Raw genomic sequence first — 25,263 nt, forward strand, 5'->3', positions numbered from 1 at the left:
AGCAATACCGTAGCGTTTTTAGGATATTTTGACTATAACTATCTAGCAGCTAATAAAAATTGGCTGTTTAGGAATCTAAAATTGATAATAAAAAAGACCTCTGATCAATTAGAGGTCTTTTTTTGTACTTAAGATAATCAAGGTAGCTGCTATAAATTAACGTTTACGGCCAAATTTACGCTGCTTTTTATTGCTAATCTCAGTAATCGCATGGGTAATCTCTTCTTCATCTAAGCTCGCCACTTGTTGCAAGATTTGCATCATATCAGGCGTTAGGACGTACTTGGCATGATGGGCGATGTCATTGATGCGATGATCAAAGGTTAATACCCCTGTTTCATCATCTTTCTGCAAGTAATCAAGACGCGTCAACGCACTGATAAAGCTGGTAAATAATGCCCGGTCAAAGAAGTCAGGGATGTCGTCGGCATACAGCACAGACAAACGCTGCCCAAGCAGATGACACAAGTCAACGACTTCGTTTTCGGTTAGATTGCCCGAGCCTTGCTGAGCCAGTAGTGCCAGCGTCATAAAGTAACGTTCAAGGCTCTGCTCGACAGGTGTAGCGAGTACTTGTAGCTGCTGATAGCACTTGCTATTAGACTCGGGCACGCTAAGGACACCGTCACTCAATTCAACAATCAATCCATGAGAGAGTAGGCTGTCGATTTTTTTGTTGAGCGTCTCGGCCAAGCCATGTGCTGGGTAGTATAAGAACAGCTCACTTTGTAAGAATGGATATAATTGCTCGGCAATACTGTCTAGACGACTGCGTTCGATACGGCCATTACGAGCTACTAAGGCAGATAAGAACGACAATAAAATAAAGACATGCAATATATTATTACGGAAGTAGCTAAGTAACGCTGCTTGCTTACCAGCGACTTGAATGATGTCACCCAAGATATGCGGCGTACGCTCAATAAGCTTAAGCTTAATACCATAATCAATGATTTGCTGCGGGCTCATCTCAGTGATGACGGTATCTTCTGAATAGGATAGCTGCTGAGCAAGACCTTGATAGAGGGCGATTTGCTCACGGCAGATATCTTCATCTAATGCTGCTTTCGGTGCTGAAAGCAATACCAGTGACAATAGTGATACTGGCGTGACCACAGCGGCTTTATTGATGTGCTGCATGACTTTTACGCCGATGTTATCGACCATGGCACTGGTTTTGTCATCGAGTGGCGTATCAGTACGATCGGCAGGCAAGCTATTGGCTGGCACGTCAAACTTGGTCATAAAATCGCTAAGGTGCAGCGGTGTGCCAAAGCTTAAATGCACATTACCAAAGATACGCTCAATCTTACGGCCAACTTTTAGTAAACCGATGAGCGATTCAGATTCTTTTGGCTTACCTTTTAACTCACCAACATAGGTGCCGCCTTCCATGATGCGCTCGTAACCAATATAAGTCGGAATAAATACCACAGGCTTATTGGTATGGCGTAACTGACTATGTACCGTCATCGCTAGCATGCCCATCTTTGGCGGTAGCAGGCGACCTGAGCGTGAGCGACCGCCTTCGATAAAGTATTCAATCGGTGTATTGCGGGTAATAAGGGTGTGCATATACTCGCGCAATACTGCGGTATAGAGGGCATTACCACGGAAGCTACGACGAATATAGAATGCAACGGCGCCGCGTAGTAATGGCCCCAATACGGGCACGTCTAAGTTGTCACCAGCAGCGACATAAGGGATACTCAGGCCACGTTTGTAGATGACATAAGACAGTAATAGATAGTCGACATGGCTGCGATGACAAGGCACATAAATCAGCTCATAATCGGTCGCAAGGTCACGTACTCGCTCGAAATGATGGACTTCTACGCCGTCATACAACTGCGTCCACAACCATGTCAAAAATTTATAAAAACCACGGATGATAGAATGAGAGTAGTCATTGACCATCTCATTAGCATAGCCTCTGGCCTGACTGCGAGCTTCTCGAACGCTAGTCCCTTTCTCGGCCGCTTCCATCTCAATCGCATGCTTAATAGCTGGCGAGTACACCAGTTTGTCTACCAAGTTACGTCTATCTGATAGATCTGGGCCAAGCATACTAGCGCGCTGCTTATCTAAATAAATCGACAATTGCTGCTGCAACATACGAACCAGTTCACGATTACTATCAGCCGATGCGACTAGCGCATAGTTTGGTATCTGCGCAGCGTCAGTTGCGTCATCACTGTTAGTAGCCGTTGACTCTGTATCGAGTGAATCCGCCGCTGTTAAATCTGCTTTAAGGGCATCTGTAGCAACTGAGTCAAAGGTAGCAGGTCCTTCCACGTCGCCTTTGAGATTATCGTTGATAATGGTACGTAAGTCTTGCGGTGGGTGAAACTGTACAAAAGTGTCGCGGCCCATCACCCCGATATTAAATAATTGCTTAGTGATGCTAGGATCTTGCCAGTTGTCAGCAGTCAGTAGCTTAAATAACGAATCTTCTTTTTCAGGTGCGCGTCCCCACAGAATCGATACGGGCACTAGACGTACCTTTAACTCCGGATATTGCAATACAGCAGACACTAAGCGAGAAAGGCGAGGTGACAATTGGCTGTCTTTAGCACTTGGGTGATTCAAAAATATGATGGCCGCATTTTCTTTAATATTATGGGCGGCATCATTTACTCCAACCAGTGCTGGCGGTAAGTTGTGCTCTTGCGTCTGCAAGTCAATCAGAATACTGTTTGAACGAGAATAGTCCTGTAGTACATAAAACCGTAGCGTCTGATCATCATTGTCGAACTCAGGTAGCTCGCCTAATAACTTAGGTTTTACGGCGATATCGAGCATCTGACCTGACAGCTTACGATACAGCTGATTGATCGGTGCATTAGAATAAGGCTTAGTAGCGATTGCATTGCCAACAGTTTTAGCAGTGCCATCAGTCGCGACTGGCGCTTTAAAAATCCGTTTTTTTAAGAACTTCGGTATCATAATCAGTATCAAAAATAGTCAAATATGTTGCGCTTATGATGCCATAAAAGCCACCAAAGCGATATATAGTGTCTGTATATACTACCAATATTAATACGGTTTGGTTACGCTGTAGTGAGTGACCAATTATACAAAATGCTCAAACATTTGAAAGTTCACATGTTTAGGGTAATAATATATTTATATCACCGATGACTCATAAATATAGCGTCTATTTTTCAATTTCATTTTATTAAGCCTAAAACTTATGACTCCAGCTATCGATCTTGCCAAAAAACGTAACCTTGATTACCAAGTACACGAATATACTCACGACAGCAATGCCGTATCGTTTGGTTTAGAAGCCGCAGAAAAACTTGGCGTAGCGGTGACACAGGTGTTTAAAACTCTAGTGGTGACCACTGATACGGGTGTACTTGCTGTGGCGATATTGCCAGTCGACAAGACACTTAACTTTAAAAAAATGGCTAAGGCGCTATCTTCTAACAAACTGCTATCTTGCAAAAAAGTACAGATGGCCGACCCCAAACAAGTAGAGCGCAGCACGGGCTATGTGCTGGGCGGTGTCAGTCCACTGGGTCAAAAAAAGCGACTAAAAACCGTGATAGATAGCACAGCTCAAGATCAGGCCACTATCTATGTGAGTGGGGGTCGCCGTGGTCTAGAGATTGAATTGCCGCCTGCACAGTTGGCCGCAACGCTTGATGCTTGCTTTAGTGATATCACTGATGAATAAAAGATTATACGGAGGTTGTAATCTGCCTAGTATAAAATGGCCATATCGACAATTTCGCTAAGCATATTCATGAGTAATCTATACTGGATTCGCTTGTATTGAAGATATTTTGGCGCAAGATTGTTGTAGATTGACCATAGCGATAAGGCGTAGACTTATACGCCAGCTTATCTATTATTTTGGGGCTGTAGTAGATAAGCACTATGCTAGACTACTTTTATGAAGATAACCCGTTGTAAACTAAGTAAAAAAGCACAGCGAAGGCTGTTAGAGTTTTTTTACGGCTGAAGTGACTGCTAGAACAGCCGCAGATTTGCTTGATATTCAGCCTAATACTGCTGCACTTTTTTATCATAAAATAAGACTTGTGATAGATTACCATCTCTCATTAGAAGCTGATGAGCTTTTTGATGGTGAGGTCGAATTAGATGAAAGTTACTTTGGCGGTGTACGCAAAGGCAAAAGAGGTCGCGGGGCAGCTGGTAAAACCGCTGTATTTGGTATTCTAAAACGAAACGGTAAGGTTTATACCATTGTCGTAGCAGACACCAAACAGACTACCCTAATGCCTGTTATTAAGCGTAAAATCAAGCCTGACAGCTTTGTTTATACGGATAGCTATCGAAGTTACAATGCATTAGATGTGAGTGAGTTTAAACATTTCAGAGTCAATCACTCTATAGAGTTCATTTGCGGTAAGAACAATCACATCAATGGCATTGAGAACTTCTGGAATCAGTCCAAACGAACACTCAGAAAGTATAATGGGATCAATAAGAAGAACTTCCATTTGTTTTTAAAAGAGTGCGAGTTTAGATTCAACTATGGCTCACCATCTAATCAGCTGAAAACCTTGAGAAAATGGTGTGATATTTAATCCTTATCTACTACAGCCCCATTATTTTTATCTACATTTAAGGACATGCTCATGCCACATCTAACCATTCAAGTGACACCCAACGTCAGTATCGCTCACGAAGAATCATTGCTCAAATCGCTAAACAAAGCATTGTGGGATAGTGGTCAGTTCAAGCAGCCTGCTGATATCAAAGCACGCATTGTGCCTATTAAGTCATTTCTAGTAGGTGTTGAAGACGATGAACAGGCCAATGGATTTATTTATGCCCACCTAAAGCTGATGAGCGGACGTGATATGGCCACTCGTGACCAGTTGGCTGAGCTGTTGGTCGCTACTATCGAGGCAAAAATAGGCGCAGAGCAGTCAGGGCGTGCGGCATTGCAGATATGCGTAGAAGTTGAAGAGATAAGTGAGGTCTATCATAAGAAAATGCTTGGTAGCTAACAGTACCTGTCCTTTTAAAAACTGTCCTTTAAAAACCACCTTCTCAAAAACTATTTGCTTAAAAAAGCGACTGCTCGTAGGCTAAGGTTGCCAACCTTAAATGATTATCATCATTTGCATAAAGGCTGACTGGCATATGTTGGTAGTATCATCACTTCAACCTTGTAACCCGCAATTTTGCCTTCAGTGGCCATGAGATTACGGGCGATACGCAATCGATATGTTCCCGTCGCAGGTAAGCAGCCTTGATAGACGATACCGCCTTTACTGCCATCTTGCGTACCATTCGGCATATGTAATACACCGACATTAGCAGTCTCAGATGTTCCCGCAAATGGGGTAATATTTATCACGGTATATTGCTCGCTTGTAGCGTCAAAACGATACCAACGTTCATCGTTATTGGGATTTAATTTACCAGTGATGACGCTACTAATAGCACCTTTCGAAAAATGAAGAGGGGTGTCGCTATTTTTTGCAATTGCACTATTTGCAGCGATACTCACCACCGCAGTACTAATTGCCAGTGTTCGCATAAATCGTGCGGCTAGCGAGGCAGCTTTATGAAGGGGTATTAGCATAGCTTGCTCCTAAACTTGCTAGTTAATGTCTATTGTTATGAATAAGCATACTTTCAGTTAAACATAAAAAAGCGCCTAAATGATAGGCGCTTTTTTATTGATCATCGATGCAGTATTAGTCTAAGAAAGCAAAGTGATCGATTTCCATTGATGTCATGCTTTCGCTTGGGGCAACCATCGCTTCTGCGTGACCAGACGTGCGTGGTAGCAACTTATCAAAGTAGAATTCAGCAGTCTGAATTTTTGCTTTGTAGAATTCTGGTGCTTCTGTGCCGCCATTTTCTAGCTTTTCATAAGCGACCGCTGCCATACGAGCCCAATGATAACCCATCATTACGTAGCCTGAGTACATTAGGAAGTCCTCTGACGCTGCTGAGATGATTTCACGATCTTTACGTGCCATCAGCATCAAGCGTACCGTCAAGGTGTTCCACTCAGCACATAGTTTGGTCAGTGCCCAAACAAATTTACGCATTTCTTTATCGAGTGCGTACTCGCCACACCATTTCATGATACTTGACGTGTAGTCACGGATAATCTTACCTTTAGACTGTAAGATAACCTTACGGCCTAATAGATCAAGTGCCTGTACGCCAGTGGTTCCTTCGTACATCGTTGCGATACGGGCATCACGAGCAATTTGTTCCATACCCCATTCTTTGATGTAACCGTGACCGCCATATACTTGCTGACCATGTTTAGCAGCTTCGATACCTAGCTCAGTCAAAAAGCCTTTTAGGATTGGCGTGTAGAAGCCTAATTTATCATCCCATTTTTCGAACTCTTCATCATCGCCATTGACAATACCTTGTGCCATTTTGTCGGCATAACGTGCTGAATGATAAATCATTGAGCGACCACCTTCAGCAAAGGCTTTTTGCGTCAGTAGCATACGGCGTACGTCTGCATGATGGATGATAGCATCAGCAACTTTTTCAGGATCTTTAGTACCAGATAGCGTACGCATAGAACGGCGTTCTTTGGCATATGGTAGTGCATTCTGGAAAGAAAGCTCAGTATGAGCTAGACCTTGGATACCAGTACCGATACGAGCCGTATTCATAAAAGTGAACATGGCTTTTAGGCCTTTATGCGGTTCGCCGATTAGGTAGCCGACTGCGCCATCAAAGTTCAATACACACGTCGAAGATGCGCTGATGCCCATTTTGTGTTCGATTGAACCACAAACTACGGCATTGCGCTCGCCAGCTTCACCTTCAGCATTCGGGGTGAATTTTGGTACGATAAATAGTGAGATACCGCGTGTGCCTTCTGGTGCATTTGGTAGGCGTGCTAGGACGATATGGACGATGTTGTCTGTTAAGTCATGCTCACCGCTTGAGATAAAGATTTTGGTACCGCTGATTTTATAGGTACCGTCATCTTGTGGAATGGCTTTTGATTTAACTTGACCCAAATCCGTACCACACTGTGGCTCAGTCAGACACATGGTACCTGCCCATGAGCCTTCGACCAGTTTAGGTAAATAAAGTGCTTTTTGCTCGTCAGTACCGTACTGAAGCAATGTGTTGATACAACCTGTTGATAGACCAGGATACATTGACCATGACCAGTTAGCAGTACCGATCATCTCAGATTTGATAAGGTTGATTGACGTTGGCAGATTCATACCACCGAATTCTTCAGGGTATGAAATACCTTGCCAGCCGCCTTCTACAAACTGGTCATAAGCCTCTTTGAAGCCTTTTGGCGTGGTCACGACGCCATCTTCGAAATGACAGCCTTCTTCACCACCTGATTGATAGAGCGGGGCAATGACGTTTTCAGCAAAATCAGCCATACCTTGTAGAATCATGTCTACAGTTTCAGGATCAGCGTTTTCGCCGTTGTCTAAGCTTTTATAATGCGTCTGATAGTCAAATACATCATTAATCAAAAATTTGATATCACGTAAGGGGGCTTTGTAAGTTAACATAATCGCTCTCTTTGGTTAGTTCGCTATCATAGACTTATGGCGCAATATTTGAGTCACAACTTATGTAAGCGATATTTACTTATTTTGGATGAGCTAGACGTTATATTAGTCATCAAGTGAATTATTAGTGGACAGCTTTCTAGTGTATTAGTTATTAGAACGCCTTTAGTGGCGGACAGCTGTTATGGCGTTGATATGATTATAAATCTTAAACAGCGACAAATATACAACTAATAACTATTATTCATGATTAATTATGTTATTAATTCATTTTAGTTTGTATAGGTAAATTGTATCTTCGCTTGAAATTATTCTATAAAGGGTTATGTAGACTCATTTAAATTCAAAGAAAAATGGACTTATCAAATAGGAAAGCCATTTATGAGCACCTCAAAAAAGCAACAGCGAGCCTCTTGGTTGAGCGCATTATTAACTCGTATTAAGTGGTTAATCGATGGTGAGCTGAATCATTTACTCACAGTCAATCGCAGTCAGCGACCATGGCATATGCCCATCATCGCGGCGATTGCGATTAGCTTTCCGGTGTTTGTAGGGGCTTATTTTGGTGACTTGTCTTCAGGTATCAAAGCATCGCTAGGCTCGATGATTATTCTAAACCTACCATTTGCAGGAGGGCTACCACATCGGCTAGTGACGGTCATGGCTTGGGGTTTTGCGATGATACTCAGCTTTGCACTGGGGCTGATCGCGCAGCTGATGCCAGTGTTGCGGCTGCCTGTGTTTATGCTGATTGGGATTAGCGTGGTGATGTTAGGTCGTTATTATCGGCAACCACCACCAGCGGGATTGTTTGTATTGATGGCGGGTGCGATTGCGCTATTTATCCCCGTGCCGATTGATCAAGTGCTCTCAGCGATAGGGCTTGTGATATTGGGTAGTGGCTCCTCGATGTTGCTAGCGCTACTCTATAGTTTGTTCTTATTGGCGGCCCGTCCTGTTGCTTCTGTCCCTGTCTATGATTATCAGCCTGATATGATTAGCGATAGTCTGATCGTGGTAAGTTTCGTTAGTTTGGCATTGGTCGTTGCCGTTCTATTAGAGCTGCCTTATCCATACTGGGCAGCGATGAGCTGCTTTATTATCATCCAAGGTATGCAGCTACGAACCATGTGGATCAAACAGTTGCACCGTTTATTGGGTACGTTGGCTGGCATGGGCGTGGCGGGCTGGATGCTGTCTTGGGGACTATCAGGATGGGGCATCGCTATAGCAATACTATGTATGATGTTTTTGATTGAATCGTTTGTCGATCGGCATTATGGACTGGCGGTGATATTTATCACGCCGCTGACGATATTTATCGCCGAGTATGGTAGTACGATGTCAGTGCCTCCCGTCGCTGGGGACGTTATCCAAGCGCGTATGATTGATACGGCGCTCGGCTGCGTGATTGGATTGAGCGGTGGTCTGGCGATACACTCTACGCGATTGCGTGTACCGCTGCGCCGTTTTGAAAATTGGCTATTACTGCGTTTTAGTTAATAGCTTTACAATGCATTCTCTTTGATTAACGGTCTTTATTTAACGCTGTTGTCGCTTGTGCGACATCGATAGTATGCCCAGTCCAACGCTCAAAACTTAAAGCGGCTTGACCGATAAGCATACCGTAGCCTTCAGAGATCTGTGCGCCACGAGCAGCAAAATGCTGCAAGAATGGCAGCGGACGACCATACATCATGTCATAAGCGTATTGACAGTTTAGAGCATCATCCAACGGCAACGTATCACCTGACAAGCCAATAGAAGTGGCATTAATGATAATGTCAAAAGCGCCACTGAGTTCATTGGTCGCGCAAACCTCGATATTTTGGTCGTCGATTACTGAGCTGGCCGCACTTAACTCATTTACTAAATCGGCTGCCTTAGACACGGTGCGATTGGCGATCGTGAGAGAGCCAATACCTGCTTCAAATAACGGTAATACCACGCCACGCGCTGCACCGCCTGCACCTATTAGCGCCACACGAGCATCGGTCAGCGGCCAGTCCAGACTCATAATGTGATTGATAAGTCCTTGTCCATCCGTGTTATCACCATAGAGTGCATCAGTGATTGGCACGCCGCTTTCTAGTAGTGCTTTGTTCAATAGTAACGTATTGACTGCACCTGCCGTCTTGGCATGTTCTGATAAACCACCACGCGCTGCGCAGCAGTCATAAGCGACTTGTTTAAAAGGAACCGTCACGTTAGCGCCCACACCGCCACCGCAAAAAAACGCCTCAACGACAGCTGTAAAACTGGCGGCATCATCAGGACAGTACTGACGCTGATAGCTAATATCAATCCCTGCTTGTACAGCAAACTGCTCATGAATCTCAGGAGATTTACTATGGGCGATTGGATTGCCAATAACGATAAAGTGTTGGGTCATAAATAGTCCGCTGGCTAAAAAATAAAAATACTATCAAAGAAGCAATAAGTGGCGTTCAATCATCATAAGGGATAACGCTATGATTGACAAACCAAGAGGCTATCACCAATCAATGATTAGAAAGTGACAGCGTTAATCAGAGGCTGCCTTATCGCTTCTGAAAATAAATTCTGACATTGAAGCAAACATACGCAAAACACGCGCAAGCAGTTTTCTACTTTCTACTAAAGAGAAGGTCGTTTTAGTACGTTATATATTTAACAAATCTGTACTCTCGGGGAGTGCTCCGCGTAACGTAAAAGGTAGTCAAGTGCTGAGCAGTTGGGTAAACTATAAAATATGGAAACCTATATCAATATGCTGTAATGACTGCTAGATTATAATGTTTGTGAAATATGCTCTTTATTGAAAACTATTCGTTATCAGCGGCGTTCCTGCCAGCTCGTTAATACTATTTCGAGATCAATCTAAAAGTGTGAGTAAATTATCCATGTGGAATCCTAACCTACAGACCCTTCTAGTCGGTACGATAATGGCAGTTAGTGTGACGCTCAGTGGCTGTGATAGCACCAAAGAAGATGCTCCAAATCCAGATGCTGAGACCACTGAGCAGGCAACAACGAATGAGCCAGTACAGGACAGCGCAAACAATCCTGACCTAGATGGTGCCACTGCTCAGCAAGGCACGCCAGTGAGATATGATGTCGCAGCATGGGGTACGGATAAGGTTGAGTCGCTCGCTGTGGATGAGTTAGATAGTATAAAATCGGTGTTTGGCGAAGTGATGAGCACTGACGAAAACAGCCTAGACTATGCCAGTAATCCAGCGGCAAAATATCGCTTTATGAAAACGGACGCGCCTTATCTGGATATCATCGACTCTGAAAAATATCTAGAGCTAGGCTGGTATTATGCCAATCCTACTGACACAGACAAAGAAAAAGAGCTAAGCCAAAACCACGCCAAAAAAGCCTATCAACTATCGCGTCAATTGATGGGTGATGATGGCGGAAAAATGGTTGCTGATATGCTAAATAGCCAAATCATCAAAAACCGAATCGTCGGTGGACAAAAAATAGAGCTGGCAAAATGCGAGTTTTATAGCTGCATGCTGGTGATCAATAAAGCCGCCGCTCAAACAGACAATAGCTAAATCATGACCGATATGACGTCAGTGCCAAACGGCTGGGTTTGTCTGTATCCACAAGTCAGCAGTGTGACCGATGATAGTAGTTTGACCAAAGACAGCAGTGTGACCGAAGAGGGTAGGTCGACTAGCCAAACGGTAACCATGTCTTTAGATAATCGCGGGCTGGCATACGCTGACGGCTTCTTTACTACTATAGGTGTCATCGATGGGTTGATACTATGGTCAGATTATCATTATCAGCGGCTTGTCTCTCATGCTGAAGCCTTGCAGCTAAACATAAATAGCGAAGAGCTATTAGCAGTACTGCAGCTGTATGCCCAGCAATTAGAGCAGGGTATGCTAAAGCTAATAGTTACTCGCGCTGCGCAGGATGTGCGCGGTTATGGCTATACACCTAGTACAAATGGTAGCGACTGTGAGATATGGCTAAAGGTTACTGCAATGAGAGTTTCTACTGCGCTGCAACTGTCTTTGCCTGATGGCAACCTAGTACCTATCCAACCTTCTGCTTCGGCAATATGCTTGTCATCTCAGATTGCTTGCTTACCGCCACCGCTGGCAGGTCTCAAGAGCCTTAATCGTTTAGATAATGTTCTCGCTAGTGGTGAGCTACAACGTATAAAATCTGAGCCATTGGCATCAAAGCTTGCTTCAACACTTGGTGAAGGACTACTACGCGATATGAGCGGGCAGTGGGTTGAGGGTACGATGAGTAATGTATTCTATCAATTGGCAGAAGAGTCGCTATCGGAATCCAAAACTACCTCTAGTATTCATAAAGATAATGAAGATTACCTAACCACCGGTCAGTGGTACACCCCTTCTATGGCTCAATCGGGTGTCGCTGGCGTCATGCGTCAGGTAATTATAGATGCACTATCCACGACGCAATATCCAGTCAGAATCAGGTCGCTACGAGATGAAGATTTGCCTAAATTAACGCAGCTTTTCTTTTGCAATGCACTGCGCGGTATCATGCCAATGAGCAGTCTGACGTTATTGTCAGGTGATGTTGTGGATTTTGAATCTGCCTAGCTGTTATTGAAAGATATTGAATTGGGTATCAATAAAATCATCTGGATATAAAACCACTTGCTCATTTCTATACATCTCTTGCGCTTTCAAAAGGGCACTTTGCTCATCTTCTGCGACAACATCCACGATAGTGCTTAATGTTTCGACAATTTCAACTTGAAAGGTTTGTGCTGCCTTTTTATCTTTTATTATTATATTCACACTCGATTCTCATATATCACTTCAGTCATCAATACCAAGTAGATTAGCAAAAGCCATCAAAAGAAGTGATCGTCTTTTGTTACGCAGACTTGTGTCATAAAGCAAATCGATCAATGCTGCTTATCTAATAAGGAGATAAGCCAATGTACGAAGTTTATGAAGATGAAAGTATCCCGCTACAAATCCGTCGTTTGATGGTGTTTGATGAAATTTGTAGATTGGCCAAAGCTAAGCCTAATGAAATCGTGCATTTGTCGCCTTATACTCAATTGGCTTTTGGTGTCATATATTCAAAAGACCTTAAAAGGTTTGTGGCTTTTGGTGGTATGTTTGAGTATGCGCATACGCGAAAAGAAGTCATCGAGCAGGGTATCGACGTTATTCCTAATGATGAATTGGTGATGTGTGCATTGACGGTTAATCTCATTCCTTTTACCAAACCTGTACGCAAATCGGTACAGCTGTTATGGCAGTGGAATTGCTATGTGCGTAATCGATTGCATGCTTATATTGACTATCGTGAAGAGCATTTTTTCAAAATTAATGATGAGATTGATTGGGAGTATCCAGCGCATAAGTTTCATCAGCGCCTTGTGGCTACTGCGCGATTACCACTATGGGATGATAGAGATGAGCTGATTGCCGATGTATACCGTGACAAAAAGGGACAGCCAAAACCTAAGCACTACAACGAGAAGCGACTAGTATAACTTTCGATAATGACCACGGCTCACAAATTCAATGATGCCTTTATCTCGTAATACTTGTAACTGTTGGCGGATTTTATCTTTTACGTGGTTGTTTTCAGGATGTTTGAGCTGCAACTCATCAGCAAAAGCATAGACCTGATTGAGAGAAAAACTGACATCGAGACGGTCAATACATTGCCAGACATCGAGTGTCCAACCGCGTGAAGCCATAGATTGTTTGCGTAAAAATAAAGTCTTTTGGAACTGTTGGGTAACGCTTTCACGCGGTATAGCTTGTTGGTCTTTGACCAAAAATACTTTGCCTGATTCGGGTACTTGGCGTAAGTCAATATTGCAACCAACCCAACCTGCTCGTTTGGCATTCACTGATAAGGGTTTACGCTTAACAATAATATCGGGTGTAAAGAAATGCTTGGGAATAATCAGAAAATTATTGACGGTGTATTCTTTTGAGTAGGTTAAAAAGAAAAAGCTGGGATTGTCCTTACTATTGATACGCTCAATCATCGTCTTATAAGCGCCATCATTGACAACATTGCTTAACTTGGCTTTTTTACTTTTTAGCTCATATTGCTCATTACAATTTCCGCAATAAAAATCAGCGACAGGTTTGTTATTAGCAAACTCAGCTAGCGATTGGGCGCTACAATTGGTGCAGTAACTATTTTCTTTTACCCATGCTTCACTGAGTACACGAACTTTTTGAGGTTCAGAGTGATAGTTTTTAGCAAGACTTTGGTTGAAATGTAGGTTCATAAGATATTTTCATTATTAATAGATAAGCTGAGAATATTGAAAAAAACACCTAAGTATTAAGCCATATAAACTGCTATCAATAGCAAGATAATTCATAAGCTAAGCAAATACCATTGAAAATCGCACGGTTCAGTGCTAAATTCTAGCAAACATCTGCCTCGCGAGTTGCCATGAGCAAGCCTACACCCAATATACCACCTGAACGTCCCAATGAGTCGCCGTCAAACAAACAAGATGGCACAGTCGAGGAGCGTGTCGATACCACGCTGCCGGACGCGCAACCAGTGGTAGATGAGGTGGAAGACACATCAGCAACGCCAGCAACCAACGTCTCGCTTATCAGCGGCAACAGTAAACCGCGTCAATATAAAGTCAATAACCCATCGTTTTTTATGCAACGCGGCTATCAAGTGCTGCTAGTGTTGGGGCTTATTGCTGCATTTTTCTTAGTCATGGTTTATCAGACGTTGTTTGGTCGTATCGAGCAGCCGCAGCAAATGGTCACGATTGAACCAGGTCAGACGTATTATGGTCTACTACCGCAGTGGCAGCAGCAGATTCCGTTGTTTTCGGCAGGCGTGGCCAAGCTATATATCAAATCACAAGTCGATGCGCCGTTGCATGCTGGTACGTATAAACTACCCGAAAACCCGACTATCGCTGAGGCGCTACAGATACTAGGTCAAGGCGCAAAAGCAGCCATGGTCAAGGTACAGATCATCGAAGGTAAGACATCTAAAGACCTTTATCAAGCGCTGCGTGATAATGACAAAATCGAAAAAGAAGTACTGACCGCAGATAGTGACAATGCGAGTATTGCACAAGCATTGGATTTGACGGGTGTACTGCCAGATAGTGTGGCTAATAGCAGTGACCCAATTGTTAACTATAATCTTGAAGGTTGGTTCGCGCCTGATACCTATTATTATGGTGAAGGAACTAGCGATAAAAAAGTATTGACTGACTTGTATAATCGTCAGCAGCAGGTACTGACTGATGCGTGGGAAAATCGTGCACCGAACCTCCCTTATAAGAGTCCATATGAAGCGTTAGTGATGGCATCTATTATCGAAAAAGAGACCAGCGTAGCTGATGAACGTCCTTTAGTCTCTGCCGTATTTAGAAATCGCTTGAATAAGAACATGCGTATGCAGACGGACCCGACTATTATCTATGGTATGGGCAGTCGTTATGATGGTAATATCCGCCGCAAAGACATCAATGAAAAAACGTCTTACAACACCTACCAAATTGATGGTTTACCGCCAACGCCAATTGCGCTACCATCAGCGGCCTCTATCGAAGCGACTTTACATCCTGCCGATAGTGAAGCGTTGTATTTTGTGGCAACGGGCAATGGTGGGCACAAATTTACCAATAGCTTGGCTGAACACAACCAAGCGGTAAAAGACTATCTCAGTGTTATGCGTGAGAAAAAATCTCAAACGCCGCCGCAGTAAATATCCTTCTTAATCTTCTTAAAAAACTTATCGTTTATTGAGTGCTACAAAGTAGAGGTAGCGCTCATCAATGACATAAGGTCATATCATGTCAGTATCTATGCACACCAGCACAACACCGTCACATACCAACACCCCATCATCGAATCTACCTGAAACAAGTGCTTCAAATACGGAGACGGCACCTACGTTAGGCCGCTTTATTAGTTTTGAAGGAACCGAAGGTGTGGGAAAAACTACCGCGATTGAACAGTTATGCTTGCGGTTAGAAGCTAATGGCATCTCGTATCTACGTACTCGTGAGCCGGGTGGTAGTCCATTTGCCGAACAGTTACGTGATATATTATTGGACCCAGCGACAGATATCGAAGACGATACCGAGCTGCTGCTATTGTTTGCGGCGCGCTGTGATCACATGCAGCAAGTCATTTTACCAGCGCTCCAAAATGGCACTTGGGTAATATGTGACAGGTTTACCGACTCTACTATTGCGTATCAGGGCTTTGGGCGTGCGTATGGCGACGAGTTGGTACGCGGCAAAATAGATATGCTTATCAAACAATTTGTGACGCAGCTTCCTGAGCTAACGTTGTGGTTGGATTTGCCAGTAGCCGAAGGCATGAAGCGTGCCAACAAGCGCAGTGCAGCAGATCGTTTTGAGCAGCAGGCTACCGAGTTTTTTACTTGGGTGCATACTGGTTTTAGCCAGCTAGCGAGCGAGTATCCTGAGCGCATACAGCGTATTGATGCATTGGGCAGTACGGATGATGTGAGTGCGCGTATATGGCAGACAGTTATAGATAGATTCGATATCAAATAACTAAATTTTGCCAAATAGATTTATAAGGCAGTTAGATGTACCGATAGTTAGACAGTCAGTTAGCACTAACAAAAAGCCCCAGCAATATGCTGGGGCTTTTTATTTAGGTAAATCTTTCATTATCAAATCAATAAAGTGGATAACTATGCACGTTATTTGTCATCTATTTTATCTACTTTTACATCCTCAGTAGTAGCGATAGAGGCATCGCTATCCTGAGCAGAGTCAGGTAGACGATTTGGGTCAAGTGCTCCTTTTTTGTTTTTGGGCGCACTACCATTGCCATTACTGTTCGTAGAGGTTTTGGTCTTCGAAGTCGCTGTCGAGTTTGCAGACATGACGCCTTTATTATCCACATTAGTAGCAGACGTTTTTGGCTCTTCTACTGGCCCACTTTTCTCTACAGTAGTGTTAGAAGAGGACTTAGTCTCAGTGCTACTGCTTTGGGTAGTTGATGACTGATTGGCAGTGTTTTGCTCATCATTTTTGTCACTATCTACCGAAGACTCTGGCGCTGCTGTCTGACTGTCATCAGGGCTAGGCTCTTGCTCTTTGCGCTTTTCAGGTGCTTTTGAGTTAGATTCAAAGTTAGCATCAGCTGCCATGCGAGCCTGCTCTTGCTTAGGCGTTACATCGACTGGCTTCGGCTGTACTTCATCGTCTACCACTAGCGATATAAGCTTACGGTCACGAGGGACAGTACCGTCAAACTTATCTGTGATAACGTGCAGTTTGCCTTCTTTGTCGACGGTATATAGCGGTACAAATTGCTTATTGTCGGCTTTATACTGCTCAAAGCTATAGCTATCCGTGATGTTGGTAATCTTAATTCGAGCTTTTTTGGACAACATACTGGCAAGCTTGGTATAGGTCACATCTTTGCCAAACAACCACTGTGAGTGGAAGTTCGATTGCTTGTCATCACGCTCGCTTTTGACTTTCTCATCACTGAATTTAAGACGGTATAGCTTACGCTCGCCAAATTCATGACGATAGTGAATCTCGGACAACGTGTTCATTTCTTTGTCCATACTCATCGCAAACAAGCGACCAATACCGATCAGATCTAGATGATGATCTGCGTGATCAGAGATAGGATTACCAAAGTAAGTACGCAGACCGCTCATGCGTGCGCGTGCAATATTGGTGTAATTATTGTGCGCAACGATGACATCAAAGCCTTGGTCTTTTAGAGAGGTAGCAATCAATAATGCAATTGGGTTTGAGCCAACGATAAGGATACCGTTGGTCTCAGGCTCACGTACGCCAAGTAAATTACCGACGACCTTTGCACCTAGACCTTGAATCATGACCGTACCGATGATAACCATAAATACGAGCGGTACAAGTAGCTCTACGCCTTGGATATCATACTCTTGCAAACGAATCGCAAACAGTGATGAGATGGCAGCAGCAACGATACCACGTGGGCCAATCCAGCTAATCATCAGCTTTTCATTGGTCTTAAGGTTAGAGCCGATAGCCGATGCCCAGACTGATAGTGGACGTGCGACAAACATCACGATAGCGAGCAGCACTAACCCTGCAAAACCAACGCTGAGCAAACTTGCCAACTCTACACGCGCCGCCAGAATAATGAACAGCACTGAAATCAGCAAAATGGTTAACGATTCATTGAACTCTAAAATCGTCTCACGTGGGAATTTTGGCCAGTTTGCCAATGCCACGCCCAATACTGTGACAGTTAATAGACCTGATTCATGCTCCAAATGATTTGATATCGAAAATAACACCAGTACAAATGCTAGAGTAAAAACATTACGCAAGAACTCAGGAATCATATGACGGCGCATAAGGAACGCAAGTAACCAAGCGCCCGCCATACCCATTGCAGTCGCCAATACGACAATCTTAGCAAACAGTAGAATACTACTGGCTTCGCCGCCTGAGATAATGTACTCATAGACCAATACCACAGCGATAGCGCCGATTGGGTCAATGATAATACCTTCCCACTTCAAGATGTTGGAAATGGTTTTGTTAGGGCGTACACTACGCAGCAGTGGCATAATGACCGTTGGACCAGTCACACAGACCAGTGCACCGAAGAGTAGAGCAATCAATGGATCGACATCGAATAGTAAATAAGTCGATAGGGCCACGATAGCAATGGTAATCAGTACACCGACCGATACCAGCATCTGTACCACGGTACCATGTTGCTTAATCTCATCGAACTCTAGCGTTAGCGATCCTTCAAATAGGATAATTGCCACGCCCAAAGAGATGAAAGGAAACATCAGCTCGCCTAATACCAAATCTGGGTCAAATACACCCAGCACTGGCCCGACGATAATACCAATCAGTAATAAAAATAAAATGGATGGTTGCTTTAAATACCAAGCCAACCATTGGGCGGCAATGCCAATCCCAACCACGCCGGATAGCAAAAGGGCGGTATCCATAAATTAATCCTTTTATAATCTTGTCATATTTTATATCTACCGATAGCTGTTATAAGATAGTCGCTACCGTTTATTTAACAATAAGTTGTTATCCGTTTCTGTTGTAGCTAAGCCATCGCACTGATAGCCATCATGAATCACAACATAAGCTAGATATGATATAACTACTATAAAGTAGCGAAGACAAAAGCGCTTCTAGATAAATCACAATACGCTAGAAATGCAAAAGATGGAAAACAAGAGTGATGATAGCCAGTTCATAAGCCTGCAATAAACAGTCTCATATACAAGCTAACTTTTGTTTGTTTAGTAAAATATTTGGTTTGACATCATACCATGATTTTATTTCAAGCTGATGTAAGCCGTACCTGCTAAAAAGCTATCTCACGGCCACAAAAGTATACGAAGCCCATATGAAATAACGCTGCCTTAGGTTATCCTGCACTATGCAAAAGGCATCAGCACAATACTTCAAGTTTTTATTTATCATACAGTAGCTACGTAGGGCATGCACGTCACGCATAGGATAATAGTGTTGGCGCTATGAAATGTCATATACTGAACGTTGAAAGTATTTATTTTACGATACAACCTTATTCATATTTGGAAGACGAGCGCTCTATAAGTATTCAAGTAGTGAGTAGTAATAAAGGTAAGCGTAAAGTAACGGCTAAATAGCTATGACAATAGGTTCGAATAAAAGTGCTGCGCCGCATAAATAGATAAAAGAATATAATTTCACCAAATAGTAACGAATAGGGGCATGCCGCTTGGTGTAGTCGCTATCGCTGACAATCATAACATGGCTGTTAATAACAGCGATTACTCATATGGAGGACACAAAATGCCTATCAATATGTTCAAAGGACAGACCACTGCCAATATGCAGCGCTGGTTACAACGTAGTGCGCTGGCACTCGCTGTTAGTACCGCTATGTTCGCTAGTATCAATGTCACGACGATAAACAGTGCTCAGGCTGCAGTCACTACGGCTGATTTCTCTGGTTTGGTGCAACAAGTCACGCCAGCAGTGGCACGTGTCAATGTCACCAAAACGATTAGTGAAGCCGAGCTTGCTAAGGCTCAGACTGCTGAAGTGTTGCGTCAGTTCTTTGGTGATCGTCTGCGTATTCCAGATCGAGTCGCGACGCCAGCGATTGAACATGCTTATGGTACGGCCTTTTTTATTACCTCCAATGGATATATGCTGACCAATCATCATGTCATCGCAGGTGCGGACAAAATCACTGTAACGCTCAATGATAGAACCGAGCTTGATGCAACCTTAGTCGGTAGTGACGAGCGCTCAGATGTGGCCGTGCTAAAAGTTGAGGGCAGTCAATTTCCAGCCCTGCCTATCGGCGACTCCAGCGGTTTAAAAGTAGGGGAACCAGTGTTAGCAATTGGTTCGCCATTTGGTTTTGATTACTCAGCCTCTGCTGGTATTGTCAGTGCCAAGTCGCGTAGCTTCTCGCGTGAGACAAGCGTGCCATTTATTCAAACGGATGTGGCACTAAACCCTGGTAACTCTGGCGGGCCACTATTTAATCAGCGCGGCGAAGTGATTGGTATCAATTCGCGCATTTTCAGTGGTACTGGCGGTTATATGGGACTGTCATTCTCTATCCCTATTGACGCTGCCATGGACATTTATGAGCAGCTAAAAAACGACGGTGAAGTGGCGCGTGCATATCTAGGAATCTATCCACAAGATATCGATCGCAATCTGGCCGAGGCTTATAATTTAGAGCGCCCTCAAGGTGCCTTACTGACTCGTGTATCACCAGATTCACCAGCACAAAAATCAGGCCTAAAACCTGGCGACATCATTCTGCAATACAATGATGTACAAATCATGGAGGCATCTGATTTGCTGAACTTGCTCAACCGAGCGCGTCCAAGCGACCCCTTCCGTGCACGGATTCAGCGTAACGGTAAGCAGATGGTAATTAACGGCAAACTCGCTTATGCGCCTAATGATGTAAGAGCACAGAGCGGTGATGAGCAAAATGATGATGTACAATTGGGCTTGCGTTTACGCGATTTGACGGCAGATGAACAAGCAGAAATCGCAGTCGATAATAAAACGGGCATATTGGTTACCACAGTGGATCCTACTGGACTAGCCGCGCGCTCAGGTATTCTGGCAGGTGATGTCATTACCAACTTTCATCAAAAACCGATTAAAACAGTGGCAGACTTTTCAGGCGCTATCTCATCTCTTCCTAAAAAAGGCGTGGTCACTATAGAAGTTATACGCCAAGGCATTCCTGCTATTATTGGTCTACGTATTGAGTAGGTGTCATAATTAAAGCGTGGCTGTTAATGTCACTGTTAATGTGACTAATGATGTAACTCAGATTATGGTTCAGGGTATAAAGGCAGCGCGCACGTCAATAATTGTGCTTGTCTATCATGGAGGTCGACCTCTATAATGTTTGGTTTTTTATCAAACAGCTAAGAGTAAGACCTCAACAGCAATCCATTCGTTAAATGAGTTATTGATCAATCAATAGGCTCTAAGGTGGGCCGAGTCGCTTAGTAGGCTCGTACCATTATGCAACCGCTAGGTAATTATGACTGACCCCGCTCTACATACGCTTATTACAACGACGTCAGCAGCACTGCTAGCGTACATTGCACTGTGGTCAGGGCTACAAACATTTAATGCCAATCCTACCAAGCGCTTTATACGTATTTGGGTGAAGCTTGCATTATATTATGCCGCTTATACGATGCCTGTTTGGGCAATATTACTTATCATGGCTTGGTCACAGAACCTGATGCCGATGTTAGCGCAGCTATCACTACCTGCTGTACTGATGGCAATATTGATGATGGGTTTATACTTTTATACTGTCATTGTACAGCCCAACCGCTTACGATTAGAGCATCATTCTATTGACTTGGATTTGTCTACACCGCTCAAGGTCGCCGTATTGGCAGATTTGCGTATAGGAATATACGGTGGTAAGCCGCGTCATATTCGCAAGCTGGTCTCTACTATCAATGCCTTATCAGCAGATGCCATACTGATTACGGGCGACTGGCTATACTATCCAAGTGCAGATTTAGTGGGTCAGCTAATGCTGTTTAAAGGGGTGAATAAACCTGTTTATACAGTCATGAGTACATCGGACTTGCGTTATCAATCTATGAATACGACCAAGCAAGGTCAGCCACTATTAGAAGATACATTGGCCAGTACTTTTGATGTACTCGATATTAACTATATCGATCAGCAATGTACGTCACTGCCACTCAAATGTGCAAGAGCGACAAATGAGCAGTTAGTCGTCAATCAGTCGACTTATCGAACTAATAATCAAGACAGTGTTGAGCAAGAAAACTCGAATACAAATTCATTAGTAGCGGTGCTTTGCGGCTGGCAAGATGTGTCCAACCAATCTACAGATATTGAAACGTCAGAGGCGACTGATAAAGCAATGCTTGGAACAGAGATTGCCAATGCCACCAGTCCAGTGATTATCTTGGCATCAAGATTTGATAGTATCAGTGATCTGCCAAAATCTTTACAGCCACGCCCTTTATTGATAACAGGCGCTGCAAAGGCTATTCAAAAAAATATCCTGCTTGCTCAAAAACAGAACGATATTCGACGCAGTAGTGAACAGTCAGCATTGCTATATAACAGTCGTATGGGTAAGCAGCGCGGCCTATACCAACATGCAAGTGCACAGATATTTGTCAGTAGCGGCATCGGTACGAGAGGGTTGCCTTTTCGATTCTATCGACCTACTATCGATGTGTTGACGATTCGTTAATATTACATAAGAGATTTATCAGCGTACATTGATTGCGCTAAACTGCTCCTTTAATGATGTAACTATTTGTCTACAAGGTTTTAGGCCAAGTTCTATAAATTTAAGCGAAAAATCATATACGTTTTTTGGTATTAAATTTATGGGCTGACTACCAATTGATTGATAGCGGTCAAATCAAAATATGCTACACTAACGAGCACTCTTATTATTATATTTCTGTCGGCTAGTAGGTACGCCCATTACTCTTGGTAGATTGCCATCACGATACTGATATCGTAGATATAATAATCTATGATAAAAACGCTATTATAGTAAGTAGAGACGCAGCATTAACATCAAGTAAGTTACGCCATCAGCGTTTATCAACGCACACAAAGCAATGGCAACTTGCAAACGACCTATCATGTGACAGCTTTAATAAAAGCTAGGATAATACAGTAAGGCACGGTTATGAGCACAGCATACGACGAGATCAAAACCCGACTACAAGGCTCAATGGTAGCCTTGGTAACGCCCATGCACTCTGACGGTAAGGTCGATTATAAACGTCTCGCAGATCTCATAGATTGGCAGATTGAGCAGGGCACACACTGCCTTGTGGCTGTTGGTACTACTGGCGAATCAGCGACCCTATCTATGCAAGAGCATAGCGATGTCATTCGCTATTTTGTCCAGCATGTCAAAGGTCGTGTACCGGTCATCGCAGGTACTGGTGCCAACAACACGATGGAAGCCATCAAGCTGACTCAGGATGCTGCCGATGCAGGCGCAGACTGTGCGTTGCTAGTCGCTCCTTACTACAATAAGCCGCCACAAGAAGGCTTATTCCAGCATTATCAAGCCATTGCCAAAGCCGTAAATATACCGCAAATGCTGTATAACGTGCCTGGCCGTACAGTGGTTGATATTGCGCAAGAAACGGTAGAGCGTTTGTGTGATATCGATAATATCGTTGCTATCAAAGATGCGACAGGATCTGTCGGTCGCGGTGAGCAATTGATCAAAGCCGTTGGTGACAGAATGGTTGTACTATCTGGTGATGACGGCACTGCGCTTGATCTAATGAAAGTAGGCGGCAAAGGCAATATCTCAGTCACTGCTAACGTGGCGCCAAAAGCCATGAGTGAGACTTTTTCTGCGGGTTTATGTGGTGACTTTGAAGCGGCTGGTAAAATCCATGACGTAGTCAAGCATCTGCACCGTGACCTATTTATCGAATCAAGCCCTATCCCAGCGAAGTACGCCTTGCATAAAATGGGCATTATCGATAAAGGTATCCGTCTGCCACTTGTCTGGTTGGCGGAGCAGCATCATGCGACTATCGATGAAGCATTGGTTCGAGCAAACATACGATAAATTGATACTTAGCCAATTGATATTCGGCGATTTTAGATTTGTTGCTAGTTCGATAATTGATATTCGAGCTAGCAGCAGGTCAGCTTATCATGATAAGTCAATCGCCTACATGAGCAATAACTGCTAACTCAGAGAGACAACATGATGACAGTAACATCAAAGACAGCATCATCAACGACAAAATTATTTCCAGCAATGCTGACCTTGGTTTTGGGTAGCACTTTGGTATTAAGCGGCTGTCAAGCGACCAAAAACTTGCTTGGCAAACGTGATAACGGTAGCTTAGATTATCAGCAAAGCAAAAAGCTTGCACCGATAGAGCTACCTGCCGCCCAAGAAACGGCACCTTTTGTACCTTTGTATTCAACACCTAATGCTGGGGCAAACACGCTCCAACTACAAAATGAGTCAGGCAATCAGTATCAGCTGCCAAAACCACAGCGTGCTGTTAGCAACACTTCGAACTAAACTTATTCCCTTATCTATATCGCTGACTGTTGCGTTTTTTATCATAGCCGCAAACCATGTATCTTACATCAGTCAGCGGTAGCTGCGCGTTTTTACCACATAAGCTTGAACGAACAGGAACCCCCATAATGCAAAAGCAACAACTGCTGTATAAAGGTAAAGCCAAATCTGTCTATGAAACAGAGGACAATGATCTTCTGATTTTGCACTTCCGTGATGATACCTCAGCGCTTGATGGTAAGCGTATCGAACAATTAGCACGTAAAGGTGTGGTTAATAACCGCTTTAATGCTTTTATCATGCAAAAATTGTCTGATGCTGGTATCGAAACACATTTCGAGAAGCAATTATCTGATGACGAAGTATTAGTTAAACGCTTGGACATGATTCCTGTAGAGTGCGTGGTTCGTAACTTTGCAGCTGGTAGTTTGGTGCGTCGTTTAGGCTTAGAAGAAGGGCAGGCATTGACGCCGCCAACTTATGAGCTGTTTTATAAAGATGATGCGCTAGGTGATCCGATGGTCAACGAATCACTTTCTGTGTCTCTTGGTTGGGCGACCAAAGAGCAATTGGCTAAGATGGAAGAGCTAACCTATCAAGTCAACGATGTATTAAAGGCATTGTTTGATGCGGGTGATTTAATCTTAGTTGATTTTAAACTAGAGTTTGGCGTATTCCATGACCGTATCGTATTAGGTGACGAGTTCTCACCAGATGGCTGCCGTATCTGGGATAAGAACACTAAGAAGAAACTTGATAAAGACCGTTTCCGTCAATCATTAGGCGATGTGATTGAAGCTTATGAAGAAGTGGCTGACCGTATTGGTGTGCCATTAAAATAAGTATCTGATACTTAGCATAAAATAAAAAACTGAGCCATGTGCTCAGTTTTTTATTGTTTTAAGTTTTTGATTTATATATTTTTATTATTTTAATTTTGTTTTTGGTAGCCGTTTTGGTAGCCATTTATTTAGATTTTTGCTATTTGTAGCTAAAGGGAAGCCACAAAAAAACTACGCACTAAACGGGCTTATCATTTCTTTATGCTACTAAACCCTTAAATATGGCTTAACAGATTAATCTATAAGCTCTTGTATTTATAAAATTTACGACTATAGCATTAATGGTAAATCATACTATTTATTAGGGACTGTATAGAATTGAGAAAGCATTGAAAAAAATAAGCAACGCCTTACTCTAAT

General features: G+C 43.3%; 20 protein-coding genes and 1 pseudogene. 14 read left to right on the forward strand and 7 right to left on the reverse strand.

The window, feature by feature from the left end; all coding sequences use genetic code 11:
* Positions 1-156 precede the first annotated feature (156 nt).
* Positions 157-2,802 (reverse strand): glycerol-3-phosphate 1-O-acyltransferase PlsB, encoded by a 2,646-nt coding sequence (gene plsB, locus FQV37_RS04395; RefSeq protein WP_420876976.1) that lies wholly within the window; start codon positions 2,800-2,802, stop codon positions 157-159.
* Positions 2,803-3,193: 391 nt separating this feature from the next.
* Here plsB and ybaK point away from each other — a divergent pair, with 391 nt between their 5' ends.
* From ybaK to FQV37_RS04410, 3 genes and pseudogenes are all read left to right on the forward strand, one after another.
* On the forward strand, positions 3,194-3,682 hold the full coding sequence (gene ybaK, locus FQV37_RS04400) for a Cys-tRNA(Pro) deacylase (RefSeq protein WP_160021449.1): 489 nt from the start codon (positions 3,194-3,196) through the stop codon (positions 3,680-3,682).
* Positions 3,683-3,901: 219 nt separating this feature from the next.
* A pseudogene (locus FQV37_RS04405) lies at positions 3,902-4,559 on the forward strand (IS1595 family transposase).
* 51 nt (positions 4,560-4,610) lie between these two features.
* Entirely contained in the window at positions 4,611-4,985 is a 375-nt protein-coding gene (locus FQV37_RS04410) for a 5-carboxymethyl-2-hydroxymuconate Delta-isomerase (protein ID WP_114701367.1), read from the forward strand.
* Positions 4,986-5,095: 110 nt separating this feature from the next.
* Here the strand turns inward: FQV37_RS04410 and FQV37_RS04415 are convergent, their stop codons facing one another.
* On the reverse strand, positions 5,096-5,566 hold the full coding sequence (locus tag FQV37_RS04415) for a hypothetical protein (RefSeq protein ID WP_160021450.1): 471 nt from the start codon (positions 5,564-5,566) through the stop codon (positions 5,096-5,098).
* Positions 5,567-5,681: 115 nt separating this feature from the next.
* On the reverse strand, positions 5,682-7,502 hold the full coding sequence (locus FQV37_RS04420; protein ID WP_101204591.1) for an acyl-CoA dehydrogenase C-terminal domain-containing protein: 1,821 nt from the start codon (positions 7,500-7,502) through the stop codon (positions 5,682-5,684).
* Positions 7,503-7,883: 381 nt separating this feature from the next.
* On the opposite strand from FQV37_RS04420, the gene FQV37_RS04425 reads away from it, so the two are divergent.
* Positions 7,884-9,005: an FUSC family protein gene (locus tag FQV37_RS04425; protein WP_102078684.1), complete on the forward strand. Its 1,122-nt coding sequence runs from the start codon at positions 7,884-7,886 to the stop codon at positions 9,003-9,005.
* A gap of 25 nt (positions 9,006-9,030) precedes the next feature.
* Here the strand turns inward: FQV37_RS04425 and aroE are convergent, their stop codons facing one another.
* The gene (gene aroE / locus FQV37_RS04430) at positions 9,031-9,894 is read right to left on the reverse strand and encodes a shikimate dehydrogenase (RefSeq protein ID WP_102078670.1); all 864 of its coding nucleotides are present in this window, start codon (positions 9,892-9,894) and stop codon (positions 9,031-9,033) included.
* Positions 9,895-10,384: 490 nt separating this feature from the next.
* On the opposite strand from aroE, the gene FQV37_RS04435 reads away from it, so the two are divergent.
* Positions 10,385-11,047 carry a hypothetical protein gene (locus tag FQV37_RS04435; RefSeq protein WP_057757980.1) on the forward strand — a complete coding sequence of 221 codons (663 nt, stop codon included), beginning with the start codon at positions 10,385-10,387 and terminating at the stop codon, positions 11,045-11,047.
* A gap of 3 nt (positions 11,048-11,050) precedes the next feature.
* Positions 11,051-12,079, forward strand: coding sequence for an aminotransferase class IV (locus tag FQV37_RS04440; RefSeq protein WP_228706754.1), 1,029 nt, complete (start codon positions 11,051-11,053; stop codon positions 12,077-12,079).
* 3 nt (positions 12,080-12,082) lie between these two features.
* On the opposite strand, the gene FQV37_RS04445 is transcribed toward FQV37_RS04440, so the two are convergent.
* Positions 12,083-12,280 (reverse strand): DpnD/PcfM family protein, encoded by a 198-nt coding sequence (locus FQV37_RS04445; protein WP_227526663.1) that lies wholly within the window; start codon positions 12,278-12,280, stop codon positions 12,083-12,085.
* Between the two features lie 143 nt (positions 12,281-12,423).
* On the opposite strand from FQV37_RS04445, the gene FQV37_RS04450 reads away from it, so the two are divergent.
* A complete protein-coding gene (locus FQV37_RS04450; protein WP_160021451.1) occupies positions 12,424-12,990 on the forward strand; it encodes a hypothetical protein in 567 nt (188 codons plus the stop codon).
* On the opposite strand, the gene FQV37_RS04455 is transcribed toward FQV37_RS04450, so the two are convergent.
* Positions 12,982-13,746 (reverse strand): DpnI domain-containing protein, encoded by a 765-nt coding sequence (locus FQV37_RS04455; protein ID WP_102078672.1) that lies wholly within the window; start codon positions 13,744-13,746, stop codon positions 12,982-12,984. The two genes, FQV37_RS04450 and FQV37_RS04455, sit on opposite strands and share 9 nt — an antisense overlap.
* Positions 13,747-13,916: 170 nt before the next feature.
* Between FQV37_RS04455 and mltG the strand changes: the two genes are divergently transcribed.
* Together mltG and tmk are read left to right on the forward strand one after the other, a co-directional pair.
* Entirely contained in the window at positions 13,917-15,206 is a 1,290-nt protein-coding gene (mltG, locus tag FQV37_RS04460) for an endolytic transglycosylase MltG (RefSeq protein WP_102078673.1), read from the forward strand.
* Positions 15,207-15,294: 88 nt separating this feature from the next.
* Positions 15,295-16,026 carry a dTMP kinase gene (gene tmk / locus FQV37_RS04465; protein ID WP_240990941.1) on the forward strand — a complete coding sequence of 244 codons (732 nt, stop codon included), beginning with the start codon at positions 15,295-15,297 and terminating at the stop codon, positions 16,024-16,026.
* 152 nt (positions 16,027-16,178) lie between these two features.
* On the opposite strand, the gene FQV37_RS04470 is transcribed toward tmk, so the two are convergent.
* Positions 16,179-18,452, reverse strand: coding sequence for a cation:proton antiporter (locus FQV37_RS04470; RefSeq protein ID WP_160021452.1), 2,274 nt, complete (start codon positions 18,450-18,452; stop codon positions 16,179-16,181).
* An 844-nt stretch (positions 18,453-19,296) separates the two neighbouring features.
* Here FQV37_RS04470 and FQV37_RS04475 point away from each other — a divergent pair.
* The 5 genes from FQV37_RS04475 (at position 19,297) to purC (ending at position 24,903) form a co-directional block, all read left to right on the forward strand.
* Complete coding sequence (locus FQV37_RS04475) at positions 19,297-20,751, forward strand: Do family serine endopeptidase (RefSeq protein ID WP_160021460.1); 1,455 nt, start codon at positions 19,297-19,299, stop codon at positions 20,749-20,751.
* Positions 20,752-21,028: 277 nt separating this feature from the next.
* Positions 21,029-22,237, forward strand: a complete 1,209-nt coding sequence (locus FQV37_RS04480; RefSeq protein ID WP_160021453.1) for a metallophosphoesterase family protein — start codon at positions 21,029-21,031, stop codon at positions 22,235-22,237.
* A 450-nt stretch (positions 22,238-22,687) separates the two neighbouring features.
* Complete coding sequence (gene dapA / locus FQV37_RS04485; protein ID WP_160021454.1) at positions 22,688-23,593, forward strand: 4-hydroxy-tetrahydrodipicolinate synthase; 906 nt, start codon at positions 22,688-22,690, stop codon at positions 23,591-23,593.
* Positions 23,594-23,734: 141 nt separating this feature from the next.
* The gene (locus tag FQV37_RS04490) at positions 23,735-24,061 is read left to right on the forward strand and encodes a hypothetical protein (RefSeq protein WP_420876974.1); all 327 of its coding nucleotides are present in this window, start codon (positions 23,735-23,737) and stop codon (positions 24,059-24,061) included.
* A gap of 128 nt (positions 24,062-24,189) precedes the next feature.
* A complete protein-coding gene (purC, locus tag FQV37_RS04495) occupies positions 24,190-24,903 on the forward strand; it encodes a phosphoribosylaminoimidazolesuccinocarboxamide synthase (protein ID WP_057757995.1) in 714 nt (237 codons plus the stop codon).
* Positions 24,904-25,263: the final 360 nt, after the last annotated feature.

Source organism: Psychrobacter nivimaris (assembly GCF_009812035.1).
GTDB lineage: Bacteria > Pseudomonadota > Gammaproteobacteria > Pseudomonadales > Moraxellaceae > Psychrobacter > Psychrobacter nivimaris.

Bases quoted from the DNA above. Each gene is read 5' to 3' on its own strand.
- ybaK (WP_160021449.1), top strand. From the start codon at position 3,194: ATGACTCCAGCTATCGATCTTGCCAAAAAACGTAACCTTGATTACCAA.
- plsB (WP_420876976.1), bottom strand. From the start codon at position 2,802: ATGCTCGATATCGCCGTAAAACCTAAGTTATTAGGCGAGCTACCTGAG.
- FQV37_RS04455 (WP_102078672.1), bottom strand. From the start codon at position 13,746: ATGAACCTACATTTCAACCAAAGTCTTGCTAAAAACTATCACTCTGAA.
- FQV37_RS04490 (WP_420876974.1), top strand. From the start codon at position 23,735: ATGATGACAGTAACATCAAAGACAGCATCATCAACGACAAAATTATTT.
- FQV37_RS04415 (WP_160021450.1), bottom strand. From the start codon at position 5,566: ATGCTAATACCCCTTCATAAAGCTGCCTCGCTAGCCGCACGATTTATG.
- FQV37_RS04475 (WP_160021460.1), top strand. From the start codon at position 19,297: ATGCCTATCAATATGTTCAAAGGACAGACCACTGCCAATATGCAGCGC.
- FQV37_RS04410 (WP_114701367.1), top strand. From the start codon at position 4,611: ATGCCACATCTAACCATTCAAGTGACACCCAACGTCAGTATCGCTCAC.
- dapA (WP_160021454.1), top strand. From the start codon at position 22,688: ATGAGCACAGCATACGACGAGATCAAAACCCGACTACAAGGCTCAATG.
- aroE (WP_102078670.1), bottom strand. From the start codon at position 9,894: ATGACCCAACACTTTATCGTTATTGGCAATCCAATCGCCCATAGTAAA.
- purC (WP_057757995.1), top strand. From the start codon at position 24,190: ATGCAAAAGCAACAACTGCTGTATAAAGGTAAAGCCAAATCTGTCTAT.
- FQV37_RS04425 (WP_102078684.1), top strand. From the start codon at position 7,884: ATGAGCACCTCAAAAAAGCAACAGCGAGCCTCTTGGTTGAGCGCATTA.
- FQV37_RS04480 (WP_160021453.1), top strand. From the start codon at position 21,029: ATGACTGACCCCGCTCTACATACGCTTATTACAACGACGTCAGCAGCA.
- FQV37_RS04440 (WP_228706754.1), top strand. From the start codon at position 11,051: ATGACCGATATGACGTCAGTGCCAAACGGCTGGGTTTGTCTGTATCCA.
- FQV37_RS04470 (WP_160021452.1), bottom strand. From the start codon at position 18,452: ATGGATACCGCCCTTTTGCTATCCGGCGTGGTTGGGATTGGCATTGCC.
- mltG (WP_102078673.1), top strand. From the start codon at position 13,917: ATGAGCAAGCCTACACCCAATATACCACCTGAACGTCCCAATGAGTCG.
- tmk (WP_240990941.1), top strand. From the start codon at position 15,295: ATGTCAGTATCTATGCACACCAGCACAACACCGTCACATACCAACACC.
- FQV37_RS04435 (WP_057757980.1), top strand. From the start codon at position 10,385: ATGTGGAATCCTAACCTACAGACCCTTCTAGTCGGTACGATAATGGCA.
- FQV37_RS04420 (WP_101204591.1), bottom strand. From the start codon at position 7,502: ATGTTAACTTACAAAGCCCCCTTACGTGATATCAAATTTTTGATTAAT.
- FQV37_RS04450 (WP_160021451.1), top strand. From the start codon at position 12,424: ATGTACGAAGTTTATGAAGATGAAAGTATCCCGCTACAAATCCGTCGT.